This is a genomic window from Massilia suwonensis (assembly GCF_042655665.1).
In the GTDB taxonomy this organism is placed as follows: Bacteria; Pseudomonadota; Gammaproteobacteria; order Burkholderiales; family Burkholderiaceae_D; genus Telluria; species Telluria suwonensis.
This window is the reverse complement of the sequence record NZ_JBHSMR010000008.1, coordinates 21,104-39,311: the sequence shown is the minus strand read 5'-3', so window position 1 is coordinate 39,311 and position 18,208 is coordinate 21,104. Positions and strand designations below refer to the sequence as shown.

General features: G+C 64.1%; 14 protein-coding genes. 5 read left to right on the top strand and 9 right to left on the bottom strand.

The features are described from left to right. Nucleotides 1–54: 54 nt before the first annotated feature. The 3 genes from ACFPQ5_RS03675 to ACFPQ5_RS03665 form a co-directional block, all read right to left on the bottom strand. Complete coding sequence (locus ACFPQ5_RS03675; RefSeq protein ID WP_379751907.1) at nt 55–2,121, bottom strand: ATP-binding protein; 2,067 nt, start codon at nt 2,119–2,121, stop codon at nt 55–57. Nucleotides 2,122–2,199: 78 nt separating this feature from the next. Next, a complete protein-coding gene (locus tag ACFPQ5_RS03670; protein WP_379751906.1) occupies nt 2,200–3,108 on the bottom strand; it encodes an NAD(P)/FAD-dependent oxidoreductase in 909 nt (302 codons plus the stop codon). Next, nucleotides 3,089–3,547 carry an Rrf2 family transcriptional regulator gene (locus ACFPQ5_RS03665; RefSeq protein ID WP_379751905.1) on the bottom strand — a complete coding sequence of 153 codons (459 nt, stop codon included), beginning with the start codon at nt 3,545–3,547 and terminating at the stop codon, nt 3,089–3,091. The genes ACFPQ5_RS03670 and ACFPQ5_RS03665 overlap by 20 nt, the downstream gene beginning before the upstream one ends. A 120-nt stretch (nt 3,548–3,667) precedes the next feature. Between ACFPQ5_RS03665 and ACFPQ5_RS03660 the strand changes: the two genes are divergently transcribed. Together ACFPQ5_RS03660 and ACFPQ5_RS03655 are read left to right on the top strand one after the other, a co-directional pair. Continuing rightward, complete coding sequence (locus tag ACFPQ5_RS03660) at nt 3,668–5,296, top strand: ATP-binding domain-containing protein (protein WP_379751904.1); 1,629 nt, start codon at nt 3,668–3,670, stop codon at nt 5,294–5,296. 2 nt (nt 5,297–5,298) lie between these two features. Then, on the top strand, nt 5,299–5,862 hold the full coding sequence (locus tag ACFPQ5_RS03655; protein WP_379751903.1) for a flavin reductase family protein: 564 nt from the start codon (nt 5,299–5,301) through the stop codon (nt 5,860–5,862). Between the two features lie 8 nt (nt 5,863–5,870). Here ACFPQ5_RS03655 and ACFPQ5_RS03650 read toward each other — a convergent pair whose 3' ends face one another. Continuing rightward, on the bottom strand, nt 5,871–7,559 hold the full coding sequence (locus tag ACFPQ5_RS03650) for a diguanylate cyclase (RefSeq protein WP_379751902.1): 1,689 nt from the start codon (nt 7,557–7,559) through the stop codon (nt 5,871–5,873). Nucleotides 7,560–7,763: 204 nt separating this feature from the next. Between ACFPQ5_RS03650 and ACFPQ5_RS03645 the strand changes: the two genes are divergently transcribed. Beyond that, nucleotides 7,764–8,900, top strand: coding sequence for an acyltransferase family protein (locus tag ACFPQ5_RS03645; protein WP_379751901.1), 1,137 nt, complete (start codon nt 7,764–7,766; stop codon nt 8,898–8,900). 24 nt (nt 8,901–8,924) lie between these two features. Here ACFPQ5_RS03645 and ACFPQ5_RS03640 read toward each other — a convergent pair whose 3' ends face one another. Next, a complete protein-coding gene (locus tag ACFPQ5_RS03640; protein WP_379751900.1) occupies nt 8,925–9,914 on the bottom strand; it encodes an oxidoreductase in 990 nt (329 codons plus the stop codon). 332 nt (nt 9,915–10,246) lie between these two features. Then, on the bottom strand, nt 10,247–11,032 hold the full coding sequence (locus tag ACFPQ5_RS03635; RefSeq protein WP_379751899.1) for an HNH endonuclease: 786 nt from the start codon (nt 11,030–11,032) through the stop codon (nt 10,247–10,249). Nucleotides 11,033–11,192: 160 nt separating this feature from the next. On the opposite strand from ACFPQ5_RS03635, the gene ACFPQ5_RS03630 reads away from it, so the two are divergent. Continuing rightward, a complete protein-coding gene (locus ACFPQ5_RS03630; protein WP_379751898.1) occupies nt 11,193–12,461 on the top strand; it encodes an MFS transporter in 1,269 nt (422 codons plus the stop codon). Between the two features lie 55 nt (nt 12,462–12,516). On the opposite strand, the gene gyrB is transcribed toward ACFPQ5_RS03630, so the two are convergent. The 3 genes from gyrB to dnaA form a co-directional block, all read right to left on the bottom strand. After that, nucleotides 12,517–15,018 (bottom strand): DNA topoisomerase (ATP-hydrolyzing) subunit B, encoded by a 2,502-nt coding sequence (gene gyrB, locus ACFPQ5_RS03625; protein WP_379751897.1) that lies wholly within the window; start codon nt 15,016–15,018, stop codon nt 12,517–12,519. Nucleotides 15,019–15,107: 89 nt separating this feature from the next. Continuing rightward, entirely contained in the window at nt 15,108–16,214 is a 1,107-nt protein-coding gene (gene dnaN / locus ACFPQ5_RS03620; protein ID WP_136220547.1) for a DNA polymerase III subunit beta, read from the bottom strand. 94 nt (nt 16,215–16,308) lie between these two features. Continuing rightward, a complete protein-coding gene (gene dnaA, locus ACFPQ5_RS03615) occupies nt 16,309–17,700 on the bottom strand; it encodes a chromosomal replication initiator protein DnaA (protein WP_136220548.1) in 1,392 nt (463 codons plus the stop codon). 345 nt (nt 17,701–18,045) lie between these two features. On the opposite strand from dnaA, the gene rpmH reads away from it, so the two are divergent. Beyond that, nucleotides 18,046–18,180 (top strand): 50S ribosomal protein L34, encoded by a 135-nt coding sequence (gene rpmH / locus ACFPQ5_RS03610; RefSeq protein ID WP_040378179.1) that lies wholly within the window; start codon nt 18,046–18,048, stop codon nt 18,178–18,180. Nucleotides 18,181–18,208 lie beyond the last annotated feature (28 nt).

Here is an 18,208-nt window from a genome sequence, read left to right as displayed (position 1 = left end):
TGAAAATGCACGGCGCAGTCTAGCACCAATGGCAACCCGGCTGTTCCGCGGCCCTCAGACCTGCGCCAGCGTGGACAGCAGCCGCGCCGCCTCGACCGGTTTCACGAAGTGGCGGTCGAAGCCGGCCTGGCGCGAGGATTCGCGGTCGCTGCCCTGGCCGTAGCCGGTCAGCGCCACGTATAGCGCGCCGGCCAGTGTTGGTTGCGCGCGCAGCTGGCGCGCCAACGCATGGCCGTCGATCAGCGGCATGCCGATGTCGAGGATGAACACCTCGGGCGGATCAGCCAGCGCCGCATCGAGGGCCTCACGCGGATCGTTGATGGCCTGGACCCGGTGCCCGGCCGCATCGAGCAGGGCCGACAGGGTTGCGGCCGCATCGACGTTGTCGTCGACCAGCAGGATGCGCAGCGCGCGCACGGCAGGCGGCGTATCGCTGCCGGCCGGTGCGTCCGGACGCGGCAGCTGCGCCGCCGCCGGCAGTTCGACCGTGAAGGTACTTCCCGTGCCGGGACCGTCGCTGTGCGCCGCTACCTGGCCGCCATGCATGCCGACGATGTTCTTGACCAGGGCCAGCCCCAGTCCGAGACCGCCCTGGGCCCGGTCCGGCGTGCGCTTGCCCTGCACGAACAGGTCGAAGATATGCGGCAGCAGCGCCGGCTCGATGCCGTTGCCGTCGTCGCGCACGGCGATGCGCACTACGCCGTTTTCGACTTCGAGCGCAAGCGTGATGTGGCCGCGCGGCGGCGTGTACTTGGCGGCGTTGGCCAGCAGGTTGGCCGTCACCTGGATCAGGCGCGCGCGGTCGCCCAGCACGCTCGCCGGGGCCGAACCGAGCTGCAGCGCCAGCGTGTGGCGTCCGGATTCGAGCAGCGGATGCACCTGCTCGGCGGCGCTGGTGACGACGCTTTTGACGTCGACCGGCGCCTTCTCCAGCTGCACCATGCCGCGCGTGACGCGCGAGACGTCCAGTAGGTCGTTGACCAGCGTTGTCATGTGATTGACCTGGCGCGAGATGACTTCGCTGTACTGGCGCACCTTGTCCGGATGGTTCGGCGCCAGGCGCAGCACCTGGGCCGCGGCGCTGATCGGCGCCAGGGGATTCCTCAGCTCGTGCGCCAGCATCGCCAGGAATTCGTCCTTGCGGTGGTTCGCTTCCTGCAGCTCTTCCTCGAAGCGCTTGCGATCGGTGACGTCGCGCGTGGTACCGGCAATCGCCTCGACTTCGCCGTCGGGTCCGAGGATCGGCACGAAGATGTAATCGTAGATCCGCCGTCCGAAGGTGCCGTTGAACGGGACGTCGCCGCGGATCGGCGCCTTGGTGGCCTTGACCTGCTCGATCTCGCGGTCGTGCATGGCCGCGTGCCAGGGCTCGTAGCCGAGTTCCCAGCAGGTCTTGCCGATGGCTTCCTCGAAGGTCTTGCCCCACATCTGCAACAGCACGGCGTTGGCATAGGTGAACCGATGTTCGAGGTCGAACACGTAGGCCAGGTCGGGCGAGTTCGAAAGCACGGTTTCATAGAGGCGCCGGCGGCGTTCGGATTCCTCGGCCATGGCGGCCAGCTCGCGCTCGGCGGCGGCGTGGCGCGCCGCGTTTTCCTGCTCGCGCAGGTGGCGTTCGGTGAGCAGGGCCAGCAGGTCGATGAAGTAGCCGATCTCGCCGGCCAGCGCCGCGTCGGGCGCGTTCGGTGCCGGATGAAAGAAGGCCAGGGTGCCGAGCACGCGTCCGCCCGGCGAATGCAGCGGGAAGGACCAGCACGAACGCACGCCGTGTTGCGCCGCCAGGGGCAGGTAGGGTGCCAGCAGCGGTTCGGCCAGCACGTCCTCGACCACGACCACCTGGCCGCTGTGCGCCGCACGGCCGCAGGAGGCTTCGTTGGGACCCACTGGCAGGACCGCCAGCGCGTCGGCAAAGGCGGCCGGCAGGCCGGCCGCTGCGGCCATGCGCAGCTGGCAGGCGGCCGGGTCGAACCGGTAGAAGGCGGCCCAGGCCGCGGCGCCGATCAGGCGGCGCGCCTCCTCGAGCAGGCTTTGCAGGATGACGTCATAGGAGGCCCCACGTACCGCTTCCGACAGGACCTGCTTCAATCCGTCGAAATTCAAGCCAGCTTCACTGGACCTCATCGTATGCGCCATGCGTATTGAAAGAATCCCGATTCTACCCCGTACGCATGGCAGAAGCCGCCACGTTCGGCGCGCGGTTCAGGCAAGCAGCGCGGGAATCAGCGAGCGGTGCGCCGCCACGCCCGCCATGGCGCCGTCGGCCACGGCAAAGGCGACGTTCCCGGCAGGGCGCGCCATGTCGCCGGCGCAGAACACGCCCGGCACGCTGCTCGCCTTCATCGCGTCGGTACGCACGAAAGCGCCCATCGGGCCTTCCTCCATCTCGCAGCCCAGCTGCGCCGCGATCGGGCTGGCCACATGCATCCGCGTGGCCACGAACAGGCCCGCCATCGGCAGCACGCGGCCGTCCTGCAGCACGACCTCGGCTTCGCCCTGGACACGCGCGATGCCGGTGCGCTCGAGGGTGACGCCGCGCGCGGCCAGCGCCGCCAGCTGATCCTGGTCCGGCTCGAAGGCGCCGTTCAGGAAGAAGGTGACCTTGCCCCAGTCCGGCAGCATCAGCGCGTGGTGCATCGACAGCGGGCCGACGGCCAGCACGCCGATGGCGCCGGCATCGAGTTCGTAGCCGTGGCAGTAGGGGCAGTGGAAGACGCTGCGGCCCCAGCGTTCAGGCAGGCCTTCGATCGCCGGCAGTTCGTCGCGCATGCCGGTGGCCAGCACCAGGCGGCGGCCGGCATAGGTGGCGCCTTCAAGCAGCGTCACGGCAAAGCCGTCTCCCTCGGCCTGCGCCTGCGCCGCGGTGCCCTCGGCCCAGCTCACGCTCGGATACTGCAGCAGCTGTTCGCGCGCGGCGGCGGCAATCGCGGCCGCCTCGGCGCCGTCGCGGCTCAGGAAGCCGTGCGAGTGCCGTGCAAAACGGTTGCGGCGCTGGCCGGCGTCGATCACCAGTACGCGCTTTCTCGCCCGTGCCAGCTGGGTTGCGGCCGACAGGCCGGCGTAGCTGCCGCCGATGACGATGACGTCGAATTCAGGTGTGCTGGTGTGCATGGTGTTCTCCCAGGTGTTGTGCGTACTGTGCGTTGAAGCGTTCGGACAGCTCGGCCAGCGAGACCTCGCCCAGGCGCTTGACCAGCAGGGCCTCGGCTTCGTCGAAGGCGCTGGCCAGCGACTGGTTGACGACCTTCTCGACCAGGCAGGCGGGATTGTCGACCCGGTTCCCCATCGCGAACACGGTGGGCGCGCCGACGGCCTCGTAGATGTCGCGCAGGCTCACCTGCCGCAAATCCGCCGTGATCACCCAGCCGCCGCCATGGCCCTTGCCCGAGCCGACATAGCCGCGTTCGCGCAGGCCGGCCAGCGTGCGCCGCACCAGTACGGCATTCGTGTGCAGGAAGCCGGCCAGCTCCTCCGAGGTGAGAGGGCGCTCGCTGTGGGCCATGTGCAGCAGCAGGTGCAGGATCGAAGAAAGTCGGGAATCGCGTCTCATGTAACTTATGATAGTACAAAAAAGTGCGGCATGCACGGCGCCTTCTTTTTCAATAGTGTGTTTGGGTAGCGTGAACAGCCTTACAATCTTGTCATCTTCATCATCTGCGAAGCGTCGATCATGGCCCAAATCCATCCTGCCGGCTGGCGCGAGATGTCCGTCACCGGTGCTGCCACCCGCGAGATCGAAACCCTGTCCCTGCTCGAGCAGCGGCTCAGCGACACCCCTTACAGCATCTACCATGGCGTGCACTGGACGAACGTCGAGCAGGGTTATTCGGTGTACGGCGACGTCGATTTCATCATCGTCGCCCCCAACGGCCGCATGCTGCTGATCGAGCAGGTCGCCGGCTTCCTCAACGAGACGCCGGACGGCCTGGTGAAGAATTTCCAGGGCAAGCCGAGAAAAATACGCGCCCACATCCTGCACACGATCGAAGGCCTGACGCGGCGCTACCAGGGCGAGCTGTCGATCGACTACCTGCTGTACGCCCCCGACTACACGGTGCGCGACCCGAACCTGGCCGGCATCGACCCGCGCCACATCATCGACGCCACCAACAAGGGCAAACTCGCCCGCATCATCCGCGAGGCGCTGCCGATCACGGAGAAGACCGACGAATTCGACAAGGTCACGCGCTACCTCGGCGACACGCTCAGCCTGCGCCCCGACCCCAGCTCGATGATCGGCTCGGCCACGCAGATGGTGACGCGTCTGTCCGGCGGCCTCGCCACCTGGGCGCGCCGCCTCGAATTCGAACCGTATCGTTTGCGCGTGGTCGGCACCGCCGGCAGCGGCAAGACCCAATTGGCGCTGGCCGAGTACCAAGCCGCCCTGGATGCCGGGCTGCGTCCGCTGTACGTCTGCTTCAACCGCCCGCTGGCCGACCACATCGAAAAGCTGGTGCCGCCGGGCGGGCGCGTCTCGACCTTCCACATGCTGTGCGACGCCTACATGCGCGCCCGCGACGTCACACCCGATTACTCCACTCCCGAAGTCTGGGACGACATCGAAAGAGCGCTGGCCGACGTCGCGTTCCCCGAGACCTGGCAATACGACGTCCTGATCGTCGACGAAGGCCAGGATTTCTCGACGGGCTGGCGCGACATCGTGCTCGCCATGCTCAAGCCGGGCGGCCGCGCGATCTGGCTGGAAGACCCCGACCAGAATTTATACGGCAAGCAGATGGTGGCCCTGCCGGGCTGGGTGAAACTCCATTCCGACACCAACTACCGCAGCCCGCGCCAGATCGTGCAGATGCTGAAATCGATGGGCGCCGCGCGCGAACCGGTCGAAGCGGGCAGCCCGTTCAAGGGCGCCGACATCGAAGAGCTGACCTATCCGGAAGGCGACGTCGAAGCGATGCTGGCCCAGACCCGGCGCGCGGTGACGAGCTGCCTGGCCGCGGGCTTTGGCCGCCACGACATCGCCATCTGCTCCTTCCGCGGACGAGAAAAATCCGCGATCCTGAACCTGGACAAGCTGAGCGACGCGCATACGCTGAAATCGTTCACGGGCCACTACGACCTGTTCGGCAATCCCGTGTTCAGGGAAGGCGGATTGCTGGCCGAATCGGTATATCGCTTCAAGGGCCAGTCGGCGCCGGCGCTGATTTTCACCGAGATCGACTTCGAGGACATGACCGAGCTCGTGCTGCGCAAGCTCTTTGTCGGCATGACGCGGGCGCGTCTAAAACTGGTGCTGGTGATGAGCGACCGGGCCTCGCTGCAGCTGCTCGACCGGATGTAGGCGTGCGCCGCCATTACGAGAAGACGGACCTGCCGCTCGAGCAGGTGCGCCGCTACCTCGAGTCGGGGCCGCTGGTGCTGGTGAGTTCGGCGTGGCAGGGCGAGCGCGACATCATGACGATGGGCTGGCACACGGTGATGGAATTCAGACCTTCGCTGGTCGGCTGCGTGATCGCGCGTTCGAACCACACGTTCGAACTCGTGCGCCAAAGCCGCGCCTGCATGCTGAACGTGCCGACCGTGGACCTGATCGATGAGGTGGTCGGCATCGGCACCCATTCCGGCAGCGAGGGTGACAAGTTCGAACGCTTCGGCTTGAGCGCAGAGCAGCAGGAAGGCGTGGAGGCGCCGGCGATTGCCGAATGCGTGGCCAGCTTCGGCTGCCGTCTGCACGACGACAGCCTGGTCGACAAATATAATTTCTTTATCTGGGAAGTCGTGTCCGCACGGGTCGCGCACTCGCCGCGGCATCCGCGCACGCTGCACTACACGGGCGATGGCGAGTTCATGGTCGCCGGCAAAATCGTCAGGCGGCGCACGCCGGGCATCCTCGCCAAGGAACCCTGACCCGGCCCTCAAGCCTGGTCGCCGCTGCCTTCCTGCTGCGCCACCTTCACACAATTGCGTCCGCCGTGTTTGGCCTCGTACAGCGCCAGGTCGGCCGCGTGCACCAGCGCGCGCATGGTGTTCCCGTGTGCCGGATACGAGGCCACGCCGATCGAGGCCGTGGCCGCGATGCGCTGGCCGTCGTGCAGCACGTCGCCGGCGGCGATCGCCAGGCGCAGCGCGTCGGCGCGTCTGGCGGCGTTGCCGGTGTCGCAGTCGGGCAGCAGCACGACCATCTCTTCGCCGCCCATGCGGCAGGCGACGTCGCAGGAACGGATGTTCTCGCGCAGCGTGAGCGCCACCTTGCGCAGGATGGCGTCGCCGGCTTCGTGGCCGTAGGTATCGTTGATGCGCTTGAAGTGGTCGAGGTCGAGCACCAGCACCGAGACCGGTGCGCCGTTGCGCTCGGCCCGCGCCAGTTCCCGTTTCAGGACCTCGTCCATGTAGCGCCGGTTGTAGAGCTGGGTCAGCGGATCGATGATCGACTGCTGGCGCAGAGAGACGCGCAGGCGCACGTTGCTCAGCGCCAGGCCCAGCTGCTCGGCCAGCTGCCCGATCCAGGCGCGCCGGTCCTCGGCGTCATGCGCCAGGCCTTCTCCGGTGACGGTGAGGCAGCCGATCACGTCGCCCTGCGTAACCAGCGGCAGGCACAGGCGGTCGAGCGCGGGATCGGTCACGTGGCGGCAGGCGAGTCCGCCTTCGCCGCCGGCGTAGGCATGCGGACTGCCGCGCCGCAGCGCCCAGCAGTCGAGCGCTTCGATGATGTCGGGTTCGCCCGTGGCATTGCCCCAGCCGGCTTTTCTCTCGAGGATGTCGCGCGAGTTGTTGTACAGGTAGAGGCTGCCCGACAGCTGCGGCAGCAGGCGCGGCAGGTAGCTGGCGATGACGGTGGCCGATTCGTCGGTCGACTCGGCCAGCTCCAGCGAGTGCATCAGCTCGGCGCTGCGGAACAACAGATCGTTCTGCTGCGAGATGCGCTCGGTCGTCAGGCGCGCCTGGCCGGCGGCGGCCTGCGCCTTGCGCTCGGCGGCATCGCGCTGGCGCAGCACGCGGGTGGCCGCGAGCAGCACGGCGCCCAGGAACAGGATGTTGGTGATCGTCGCCACCAGGCTGGCGTTGGCCGCGGAGTTCGAGATCGACAGCAGCCGGTCACTCAGGGCGGCGCGGCGCTGGGCATCGATTTCCACCTCTTTGCCGATCAGCTGGCGCAGGCGGTCCATCTGCGCCTTGCCGGTCCCGGTAGCGATGAAGGCCGCGGCCTTGTCGAAACCGTGCTCGCGGCGCAGCTCGATGGTGAGGGCGACGGTGCGCATTTTGTGCGCGGTACCCTGCTCGATGGCGGTGTTGCGCGTGCGCTCTTCCGGACTGCGCATTTCCTGGCGCAGGTTCTGTTCGATTGCAGGGATGCTGTTGACGGCCGCGTGATACGGCTCAAGGAAGCGTTCGTCGCCGGTGACGACGAAGCCACGCTGCGCCGTCTCGGCATTGAGCAGCATTTCGAGCAGGGTCATCTGCAGGCGTTCGATCTTCGCAGCGCTGCGCAGTTCCGCCAACGCCGTCGTCACCTGGCCGTTGACGATCATGGGCAAGGCCGCCACGGTCGACATGACGAGGATGATCGCGGCGGCGGCAAGCTTGATCTTTGTTTCGAATTTCATTTGTGGAAGCGGCGTGCATCGGACGCCGGTAGGGTAGCACACGTATGGATGAGCGATTTCCTCGTGGCGCGTCCTGAAATGTTTCAAACTGTGTACGGAGTGGTAACACTTCTGCAAGCTCGGCTATGATGGCGCCCGGTCGGCAATATCAGCAGCGTTCGCTTCGGTAAGGTCGGGAAGCAATGTTGTCTGACAGGGATGTGGATGAAAGAAGCAAATCGCGTAGTGCCTCTCGTGGCTGCAGCACAGCCAACACAATTCGGTCTCATCAATCTTTTAAAAGCAGTCGCGGCGCAGCTGATCGTGCTGCACCATCTCGCCTTCTACGGTCCGATGACGGACCACGCACAGCCCTTAGCGCCGGACTTGTTCGACTGGCTGGCCGGCGATGCGCGCATTGCCGTGCAGGTGTTCCTGGTCATCGGCGGCTTCCTGGCCGCGAAATCGCTCTCGCCTCGGGGCGCGCCTGGACTTAGCGACCCGCTGGGGAAGATCGGGCGCCGCTATCTCAAGCTGGCGCCGCCCTTCATCGTGGCGATGCTGCTGGCGGTGGGCGCCTCTGCCCTGGCCAGCACGTGGATGACGCACGATTCGATATCAAGCCCCCCGAGCATGGGGCAACTGGCGGCGCATGCGCTGCTGCTGCACGATGTGCTGAGGTATGAGGCGCTGTCGGCCGGCGTCTGGTATGTCGCGATCGATTTCCAGCTGTATGCGGTGCTGGCCCTGCTGCTGTGGGGCTGCGGCCGCCTGGCAGGGAAGCGCAGGCTGCCCTGGCTGATGCCTGCCGTGATGACGGTGGTGGTAGCCAGCTCGCTGCTGTACTTCAATCTCGATTCCGACTGGGACGTGTGGGCGCCGTATTTCCTCGGCAGTTATGGCCTGGGTGCCCTGGCCTGGTGGGCGAGCGATCCCCTGCGCCGTCCGCGCAGCGTCGCCGTGCTGCTGCTCATGGCGGCAGTGCCGACGCTGCTGGCCTTGACGCTGGACTTCCGCAGCCGCATTGCGGTCGCCCTGGCGCTGGCCTGCGCGCTGGTCCTGTTCGGCCGGGCGCGCACGCCGTCAAATGCGAACGCAGCGTGGAGCCTGGTCGGGAGGATGGGGAAAATCTCGTATGCGGTCTTCCTCGTTCATTTCCCGGTCTGCCTGGTCGTCAACGCCGCGTTCGCGCGCTTCGTGCCGGCCGACGTGCATCTGCAGGCCGCCGGCACCGTGCTCGCCTGGGGATGCAGCCTGCTGGCCGGGGCCGCGTTCTGCCGCTGGGTCGAGCTGCCGATCGGGCGTGCCGTCTCGCTGGTCACGGTGCGCGTCGCCCCGCAGCCGATGGGCTTGAAAGGCTGAGGCGGCGCGCCGGATCAAGCCATCTCAGAGTTCGCTGGTCTTGATATGGGCCAGCGGCTGCAGGATGCCGGCGTCGAGTTCCTGGAACCCGTGCCCGTTCGCGGCCCGTTGCGGCCAGTCGCGGTTGGCGAGGGCCGACTTGCCGAGGGCGACGATGTCCGTCTTGCCGTCGGCGAGGATGGCGTTGGCCGCGTCGGGTGTGCCCAGCTTGCCGTTGGCAATGACCGGCAGCTTGCCGAAGCGCTTGGCATAGCCGGCCAGGGTGTCGCCGTCGCTGTTCGTCTCGCTGAAGGCGGGCGCCTGGGCATCGTGTTCCGTGGTGTGGATGTAGTCGGCGCCGGCGGCGGCCACGCTAGTGAAGATGATCTCGGCGTCCCGCTGTCCGTTCGCCCATTTATGGTGATAGTCGTTCACCTTGCCCTGCGAGATGCGGATGCCGACCAGGAAGCCAGGTCCCACCGCCGCGCGCACCGCCTGCACCACCTCCACCAGCAGGCGCACCCGGTTCTCGGTCGAGCCGCCGTACCAGTCGGTACGCTGGTTGGTGTAGTCGGTCAGGAACTGGTCGAGCAGGTAGCCGTTGGCGCCATGCACCTCGACCCCATCGAACCCGGCCTGTTTCGCACGCAGCGCGGCGGCGGCAAAGGAGTCGATGACGTCGGCGATCTCCTGTTCCGTGATCTCGCGCGGCATCGCGTAGGGACCCTCGCCGCGGTAAAAGCCCAGCTGCTCCCCCTTCGGCTGCACCGCCGACGGGCCGACGCTCTCCTTGGTGCGGTGATTACCCTGGCTCAGTGCGCCGGCATGCATCAGCTGCATCACCACTTTCGCGCCGGCGCCGTGGACCGCCTCGACCACCGGTTTCCATGCCTGCGCCTGGGCGTCGTCACCGATGCCGGGCTGGTGCAGGTAGCCCTGGCTGTGGGCCAGGTCGGGATAAATGCCCTCGGTGATGACGAGTCCGAAGCCGCCCTCGGCGAAGCCCTGGTAATAGCGGATCATGTCGTTGGTCACCTAACCGTCTTCGGTGGCGCTGATGCGCGTCATCGGGGCGACGGCGATGCGGTTCGCGAGTGAGACGGTACCTAGCTGGATAGGGGCGGACCATAGATGCTGTGATGTCATCGTGTTCTCCGTAAGGGTGGGATGGCGTGTTCGATGCATGCAATGCCGCGTCGGCGCATGCGCGAGGCAGGGGGCCGGCATCGGGCGTGTGGGATGTGCATTGGCGAAATGAACCTGGAGCCAATGCTGCATGCAATTATCTATGAGGCAGTGTAAAACCTCAGCGTGCCAGCGTATCGCACGTTTCTTCGAGGCAGGCTGCCGTTGCGCTGTTTCTGTCTCTAGTTCGGGTCGATATGAATCGACTCATAGGTGCCGGCATCAATCGGCTCAGGCACTTCGAGCTTCAGTCGCGGAATCTTCTCGTACAAACGAAGTTTGAATTCGTCGCTGTCTTTCGCGTAATGGCAGCGGCGGTGACAGTTCGGGCACAAGGCGACTGCGTTGGTCGGAGTGTCCGAACCATGGCTGGCGAGCGGCATCACGTGGTGGACCTCCAAATACGGTAGCCCGTCGTTACCGATAAATGGTGCAGGGTGATCGCAGCCTTCGCAGGTTCCTTTGGCTACGTTGAGAACCCATGCCTTGACCGCAGGATCACGCACATAGTTGGCACTCGACTTGAGGACGACTGGCGGATGCTTGGCGCCTGTCGGCATCTTTAGGTAGGCTTGGCTGCGTAGTGTGGAGACCTGGACCGAGAGAGCATGTCCATCAGCTGTCGGCACATAGGCAGTTAGAAAGCCGATATCGTTTTGCCTCAGCAGCTCGACCATTTTCTCCTTCACGGCGCTGCCTATGTTTCGTGCAGGGAGATAGCCGGCAATGTACGGCATCTTGAGTTCGTATAGCGCCGCCGAAATGTTCTGCATGCGGAACTCGACCGATGCCTTTGTCCGTCCTACGAGTGGCCCCTCTCGGAGGGCACGATTGATCTGGGCTTTGTTGTAGCTTGCGCCTTGTAATTCCAAACGAAGCATTCCCAAATACGCGCGCACTGCGCTCGTCAATTCCTCATCGCTCCATGAGGTTTTGCTTTCGGTAGCGATGTCGAGAGGTTGGGTCATGAAGTAGGCTGAGCAGTCGCACCGCAGTCTACTTTTTGTTCAATATCTTTTCAACAAATTATCTCGGCCACTGTAGCGCTTAGTCGTCTAATGCGCGGCCAGTCATGCAATCCTCCTAAAATCTTTCGACCTAGCAACGTTCATTTGGTAGCATCCCGAAATGAACGCCATCCCCCCACGTATCCGCCGCCGCCAAACCCTAGCGCTGATCCTGCTAGTCCTCACTGGCGTCATCAACTACCTCGACCGCGCCACTCTGGCCGTCGCTAACGAATACATTCGCGCCGATCTCGGCCTTTCGCTCGGCCAGATGGGCCTGCTCCTGTCCGCCTTTTCTTGGAGCTATGCGCTATGCCAGCTCCCGGTCGGCGCCCTGGTCGACAAGATCGGCCCACGCTGGCTGCTCGGTGCCGGACTAGTCGTCTGGTCCCTGGCCCAGGCTGCGGGCGGACTGGTTTCGACCTTCGGCTGGTTTGTTCTTGCCCGCATCGTGCTCGGCATCGGCGAGGCGCCGCAGTTTCCGGCAGCGGCTCGAGTCGTCAGCAACTGGTTCCCGCTCAGGGCACGCGGCACGCCGACCGGCGTTTATAACTCGGCCTCCCCGCTCGGCGTCGCCCTCGCGCCCCTGGTCCTGACACCGCTGATCCTGGCAACCAGCTGGCACTGGGCCTTCTTCATGACAGGTGCGCTCGGCCTGGTCGCGGCAGTCATCTGGGTGACGCTGTACCGCGACCCGGTGCGCGCGCAGATGTCGGAAGAAGAGCAGGCCTACCTCGACGAAGGGCAGGGCGCCACGGCCGCGCCGGCGACGAGTTTCGCATCCTGGCGCGCGCTGTTCCGCTACCGCGCCACCTGGGGCATGCTGCTCGGCTTCTTCGGCTCGGTCTATTTGAACTGGGTCTATTTGACCTGGCTGCCCGGCTACCTGCGCACCCAGCGCCATATGGACTTGGCGCAGGCAGGCTTCGCGGCGTCGATTCCCTTCCTCTGCGGTTTTGCCGGCGCCCTGGTGGCCGGCTGGGCATCCGACCGGGTGACACGGCATGCAACGTCGCCGGTGGCCGGCCGCCGCCGGGCGGTGGTGGCGTCGATGCTAGGCATGGTGGCGTTCACGATCCCGGCAGCGCTGGTCGAGAGTAATACGCTGGCCGTGGCCTGCATCTCGATCGTGATCTTCCTTGCGAATGCCTCCTCGGCCTGCTCCTGGTCGCTGGTGACGGCGGTGGCGCCACGCAGCCGCATCGGGTCGCTGGGCGCGATCCAGAACTTCGGCGGTTTCCTGGGCGGCGCGCTGGCGCCCATCCTCACAGGCTACATCGCACAGGCCTGGTCTTTCGTGCCGGCCTTGCTGACCGGCGCCGGCATCGCCTTCTTGAGTGCGATGTCGTATCACTTCCTGGTGGTGGCCCCGATCCCCGAAGAGAACTGAGAACGAAAAAAAAGCCAACCTCGACAGTTGGCTTTTTTAATGCAGCGTTGGCGAATCAGACGTCAATATTCCCCGCCTGCAGTGCATTGCTCTCAATGAAGTTCCGCCGCGGCTCGACCTCGTCGCCCATCAGCGTCGTAAAGATCTGGTCCGCCGCGATCGCGTCCTCGATCTGTACCTTCAGCAGGCGGCGAACAGTCGGGTCCATCGTGGTTTCCCACAGCTGTTCCGGATTCATCTCGCCCAGACCTTTATAGCGCTGCTTCGACACGCCACGTTCGGCTTCTTCACGCAGCCACAGCATCGCTTCGTGGAATTCGCGCACGGCGAATTCCTTCATTTTCTCGCCTTCGCCGCGGCGCATGATGGCGCCTTCGCCCATCAGGCCCTGGAAGGTGGCGGCGGCGTTCGCCAGCACGGCGTAGTCGTTGCTGAGGACGAAGTCGGCGTCGATCGAGGTGACGTAGACGTTACCGTGGCGCATGCGCTCGATGCGCAGGCTGTGTTTTTCCGACAGTTCGTCCGAACGCACGACAACGTGCACGGCCGGGTCGTTGATCGCGGCTTCCAATGCCTTGGCCGATGCCTCAGCGGCTTCCAGCGTCGTCAGGTCCAGCGTCACGCCGCTCATGATGGCGGTCAGCGCGGCGCGGTCGATCACGCGGGTCAGGCGCATCATGATGGCATTCGCCAGGTTGTACTGGCGCACCAGCTCGCCCAGGGCTTCGCCGGTGATCGGCTCGGCGCCTTCGCGCGGGATCAGCGAGGCCGTGTTCAGCGCCACCGTCATCATGTAGCTCGCTTCCTCGACGTCGTCCTTCAGGTAGCGCTCGTCGCGGCCGGCCTTGACCTTGTACAGCGGCGGCTGGGCAATATAGATGTGGCCGCGCTCGACCAGCTGCGGCATCTGGCGGTAGAACAGCGTCAGCAGCAGGGTGCGGATGTGGGCGCCGTCGACGTCCGCATCGGTCATGATGATGATGCGGTGGTAGCGCAGCTTATCCACGTTGAACTCGTCCGGGCCGATCGAGGTGCCGAGCGTCGCGATCAGGGTCGTGATCTGTTCCGACGACAGCATCTTCTCGAAGCGCGCCTTTTCCACGTTCAGCACCTTGCCGCGCAGCGGCAGGATTGCCTGGAACTTGCGGTCGCGGCCCTGCTTGGCGGATCCGCCTGCCGAGTCACCCTCGACGATGTACAGTTCGGCCAGCGCCGGGTCGCGTTCCTGACAGTCGGCCAGTTTCGAGGACAGGCCGAGGCCGTCCATCACGCCCTTGCGGCGGGTCAGGTCGCGTGCCTTGCGGGCCGCTTCGCGCGCACGGGCGGCTTCCACGATCTTGCCGCAGATGATTTTGGCGTCGTTCGGCTTTTCGTTCAGGAAGTCGGTGAGCGTCTTGGCGACGATTTCCTCGACCGGGCCGCGCACTTCCGACGACACCAGTTTATCTTTGGTCTGCGACGAAAACTTCGGCTCCGGCACTTTCACCGACAGCACGCAGGTGAGACCCTCGCGCATATCGTCGCCCGAGATTTCGACTTTGGCCTTTTTGGCGAAATCGTTCTCGTCGATGTACTTGTTGATCACGCGCGTCATCGCCGCACGCAAACCGGTCAGGTGGGTGCCGCCGTCGCGCTGTGGGATGTTGTTGGTGAAGCAGAGCACCTGCTCGTTGTAGGCGTCGTTCCACTGCATCGAGACGTCGACCGAGATATTCGTGCCTTGCTCGGACACGCGGTCACCAGTCGCCTGGAACACGGTCGGGTGCAGCACCGTTTTCGCCTTGTTGATGTACTCGACGAAGCCGCGGGTGCCGCCTTCGAAGGCGAAGACTTCTTCCTTGCCGGTGCGGTGGTCGCTCAGCTTGATGTTGACGCCGTTGTTCAGGAACGAGAGTTCGCGGATACGCTTGCTCAGGATCTCGTAGTGGAATTCGACGGTCGTGAAGATGGCTTCGTCGGCCCAGAAGTGCACTTCGGTGCCGCGTTTATCCGTGTCGCCGATCACTTTCATCGGCGAGACTTCGACGCCGTCGACGATTTCGATCTGGCGGTCGAGCGGGACGCCGCGCTCGAATTCCATTTGATGCACTTTGCCTTTTTGGCGCACGGTCACGCGCAGCAGCTTCGACAGCGCATTCACGCAGGACACGCCGACGCCGTGCAGGCCGCCCGACACCTTATAGGAGTTCTGGTTGAACTTGCCGCCGGCGTGCAGTTCGGTCAGGGCGATCTCGGTGGCCGAGCGCTTCGGCTCGTGCTTGTCGTCCATCTTGACGCCGGTCGGAATGCCGCGGCCGTTGTCGGTGATCGAAATCGAGTTGTCGGCGTGGATCGTGACGTGGATTTCGGAGCAGTAGCCGGCCAGCGCTTCGTCGATCGAGTTATCGAGCACCTCGAATACGAGGTGGTGCAGGCCGGTGCCGTCCGAGGTGTCGCCAATGTACATGCCCGGGCGCTTGCGCACGGCTTCCAGGCCTTCCAGAATTTGAATCGAGGAGGCGCCGTATTCATCCGAAGTTTTCGGTGCTTCCGGCATTTGGTTGGTGTTCTCGGACATGGACTGCTTTCTCAAAAAACTGTGTATTCAAACTGCTCAGTTCGGGGCTGCCGTTGATTAAACAAGAGGCAGCCCCCGATGCGTGCTACTTAAATACGCATCGGCATGACGACATACTTGAAATCGCCATTGTCGGGAATCGAGATCAGGGCCGACGAGTTCGAATCGCCCAGGGCGATGTTCACCTGGTCGCACTTCAGGTTGTTCAGCACGTCGAGCAGGTAGGTAACGTTGAAGCCGATGTCGATCTGGTCGCCGCCGTAGTCGATCTCGAGTTCTTCGACCGCTTCTTCCTGGTCGGCATTGGTCGAGCTGATCTTCATGCTGCCCGGGGTGATGATGCAGCGCACACCCTTGAACTTATCGCTGGTCATGATCGCGGCGCGCTGCAGCGAGCGCAGCAGTTCGTCGCGGCTGATCGTGAAGTCGTTCTTGTAACCCTTCGGGATCACGCGGGTGTAGTCGGGGAATTTACCCTCGACCAGCTTCGACACCAGTTCGATGTCGGCGAAGGTCAGTTTCACCTGCGAGCCGGCGATGTCGAGCTGGACGGTTTCATCGCTTTCTTCCAGCAGGCGCTGCAGTTCGATGATCGTCTTGCGCGGGATGATGACTTCCTGGCGCGCGAATTCCTGCTCCGCCTCCACTTGGCAGAACGCCAGGCGGTGGCCGTCGGTGGCGACTGCGATCACCTTGTTACCGTCCAGCACCAGCAGCAGGCCGTTCAGGTAGTAGCGGATGTCCTGCTGGGCCATCGCGAAGTGCACCATATTAAACAGGTGCTTCAGCGTCTTTTGCGGCAGGGTGACGGTGGCATTGTAGGTATCCGCAACCGAGACGGTCGGGAATTCCTCGGCGGCCAGGGTCTGCAGGGCGAAGCGCGACTTGCCGCTCTGGACGGCCAGGCGCTTGTTCTGCAGGGTCATCGTGACGTCGCCGGATTCCGGCAGTGCGCGCAGGATGTCCAGCAGTTTACGGGCAGCGACCGTGGTGCCGGTGATGTCGTCGCCGCTGCCGATGTTCGCGTGCGTCGTGATCTGCACTTCGGTGTCGGTCGACAGGAAGGAGACGCTTTCGCCGTCCTTGCGGATGAGGATATTGGCCAGAATCGGCATGGTGTGCCGACGCTCGACAATACCGCTCACGATCTGCAGTGGCCGGAGAAGCGTGTCTCGGGTGGTTTTGACCAATTGCATATTTGTCCTCAGAAGGTTTATTTACTGAAATATTACTAACTGCTATTTTGCCTATTGCCGAGGGCAAACGCTACCCCCGGCGTGACGGTTCCGGTCAGCCTTTTAAGGTCTGCTCCAGTACGTGCAATTCATGGTTGCACTCGGCATTTTTCTGGCGGTCGGCGGCGATCTTGCGCACCGCGTGCAGCACGGTCGTGTGGTCGCGGCCGCCGAACAGTTCTCCGATTTCCGGCAGACTCTTCTGCGTCAGCTCTTTCGCCAGGTACATGGCGATCTGGCGCGGACGGGCGATGTTCGCCGGGCGCCGCTTCGAGTACATGTCGGCAACCTTGATGTTGAAGAAGTCGGCCACCGTCTTCTGGATGTTCTCCACGGAAATCTGGCGGTTCTGCACCGACAATAAGTCCTTCAGGGCTTCCTTCACGATGTCGATCGTGATGTCCTTGCCGTGGAAGCGCGAGTAGGCCAGGATCTTGCGCAGCGCGCCTTCCAGCTCGCGCACGTTCGAGCGCAGGTGTTTCGCGACGAAGAAGGCCACGTCGTCGGACAGGACCACGCCTTCCGATTGCGCCTTCTTTAACAGAATCGCGACGCGCATTTCCAGTTCCGGCGGCTCGATCGCGACCGTCAGGCCGGAGTCGAAGCGCGAGATCAGGCGGTCGTCCATGCCGGTGATCTCTTTCGGATAGGTGTCCGAGGTGATGATGATCTGCTTCTTTGCCGCGATCAGCGCCTCGAACGCATAGAAGAACTCTTCCTGCGTGCGGCTCTTGCCGCCGAAGAACTGAATATCGTCGATCAGCAGCATGTCGAGCGAGTGATAGTAATGCTTGAAGTCGTCGAAGCCCTTGCGTTGATAGGCGGTGACGACGTCGCGCACGTACTGCTCGGCGTGGATGTAGCGGATGCGCGCCCCCGGGTTGTCGACCATGACCTGGTTGCCGATCGCGTGGATCAAGTGGGTCTTACCGAGGCCGACGCCGCCGTAGAAGAACAGCGGGTTGTACGAGACGCCCGGGTTGTTGGCAACTTGAATAGCTGCGGCGCGCGCCAGCTGGTTGGCCTTACCGGTGACGAAACTGTCGAAAGTCAGGTCCGGGTTGATGCGGCTTTGCTCGCGCTTGGGCGAGTTGGCAATGTTCAGGTTCGGCTGCGGTTCCACGGACGGGCTCGACGGGCGCAGCTGGCCTTCGTTCGAGGGTGCGGGGGCAGGGCGCACGGCGTCCGGCTTCTTCGCGGCGTTCAGGCGCGGGTCGAGCACGAACTGCACCTCGACCGGGGCTTCCCAGTACTGGCACGCCAATGCGGTAATGCGGTTGGCGAACTGCGTCTTCACCCAGTCGAGCTTGAATCGGTTCGGCGCTGCAATGCGCAGCTTGCCGTCCTCGTAGTCGAGGGCGACGAGCGGTTTGATCCACGCGCTGTATTGTTGCGGCGTCAGCTCGAGCTCCAGTTGCGCGGAGGCGGTCTGCCAGAAGTTTTCCATGTGTGCGGCTTATTGATACGTAACACGCTATTTTACCTGTTTGCGCGCTAGTTATCCACAGGTTGATCGAAGGTTTTGCGGATTCGCTGGGGATAAAAACGAAGTTATCCATACCACAAGCGCCGGTCGAAACAACAGCCGCCTTGACAGAAGGGCTGGAAATCGAGTCTAATTCAGGGTTCCCTGTCCGCCCACCTGTCAGCCAAGCAATTGATGGTTGAGAAAATGCGGACGAGCTGTGGCGTGACGCTGGCTTAAAAAACTGCGAACTGTCATTGGCGCCGATTCCTGACGAAAGACGTCAGACCCGATTTTGCATCCTATTTTGCTTTAAGCGAGACCACCATGAAACGTACTTACCAACCTTCCGTCGTTCGTCGCAAGCGCACGCACGGCTTCCGCGCACGTATGGCTACCCGTGGTGGCCGTCAAGTCCTGAACGCACGCCGCGCCAAGGGCCGCAAGCGTCTGGCTGTCTAAGCCAGCTCGCCTGATCCCCTGCGATCGG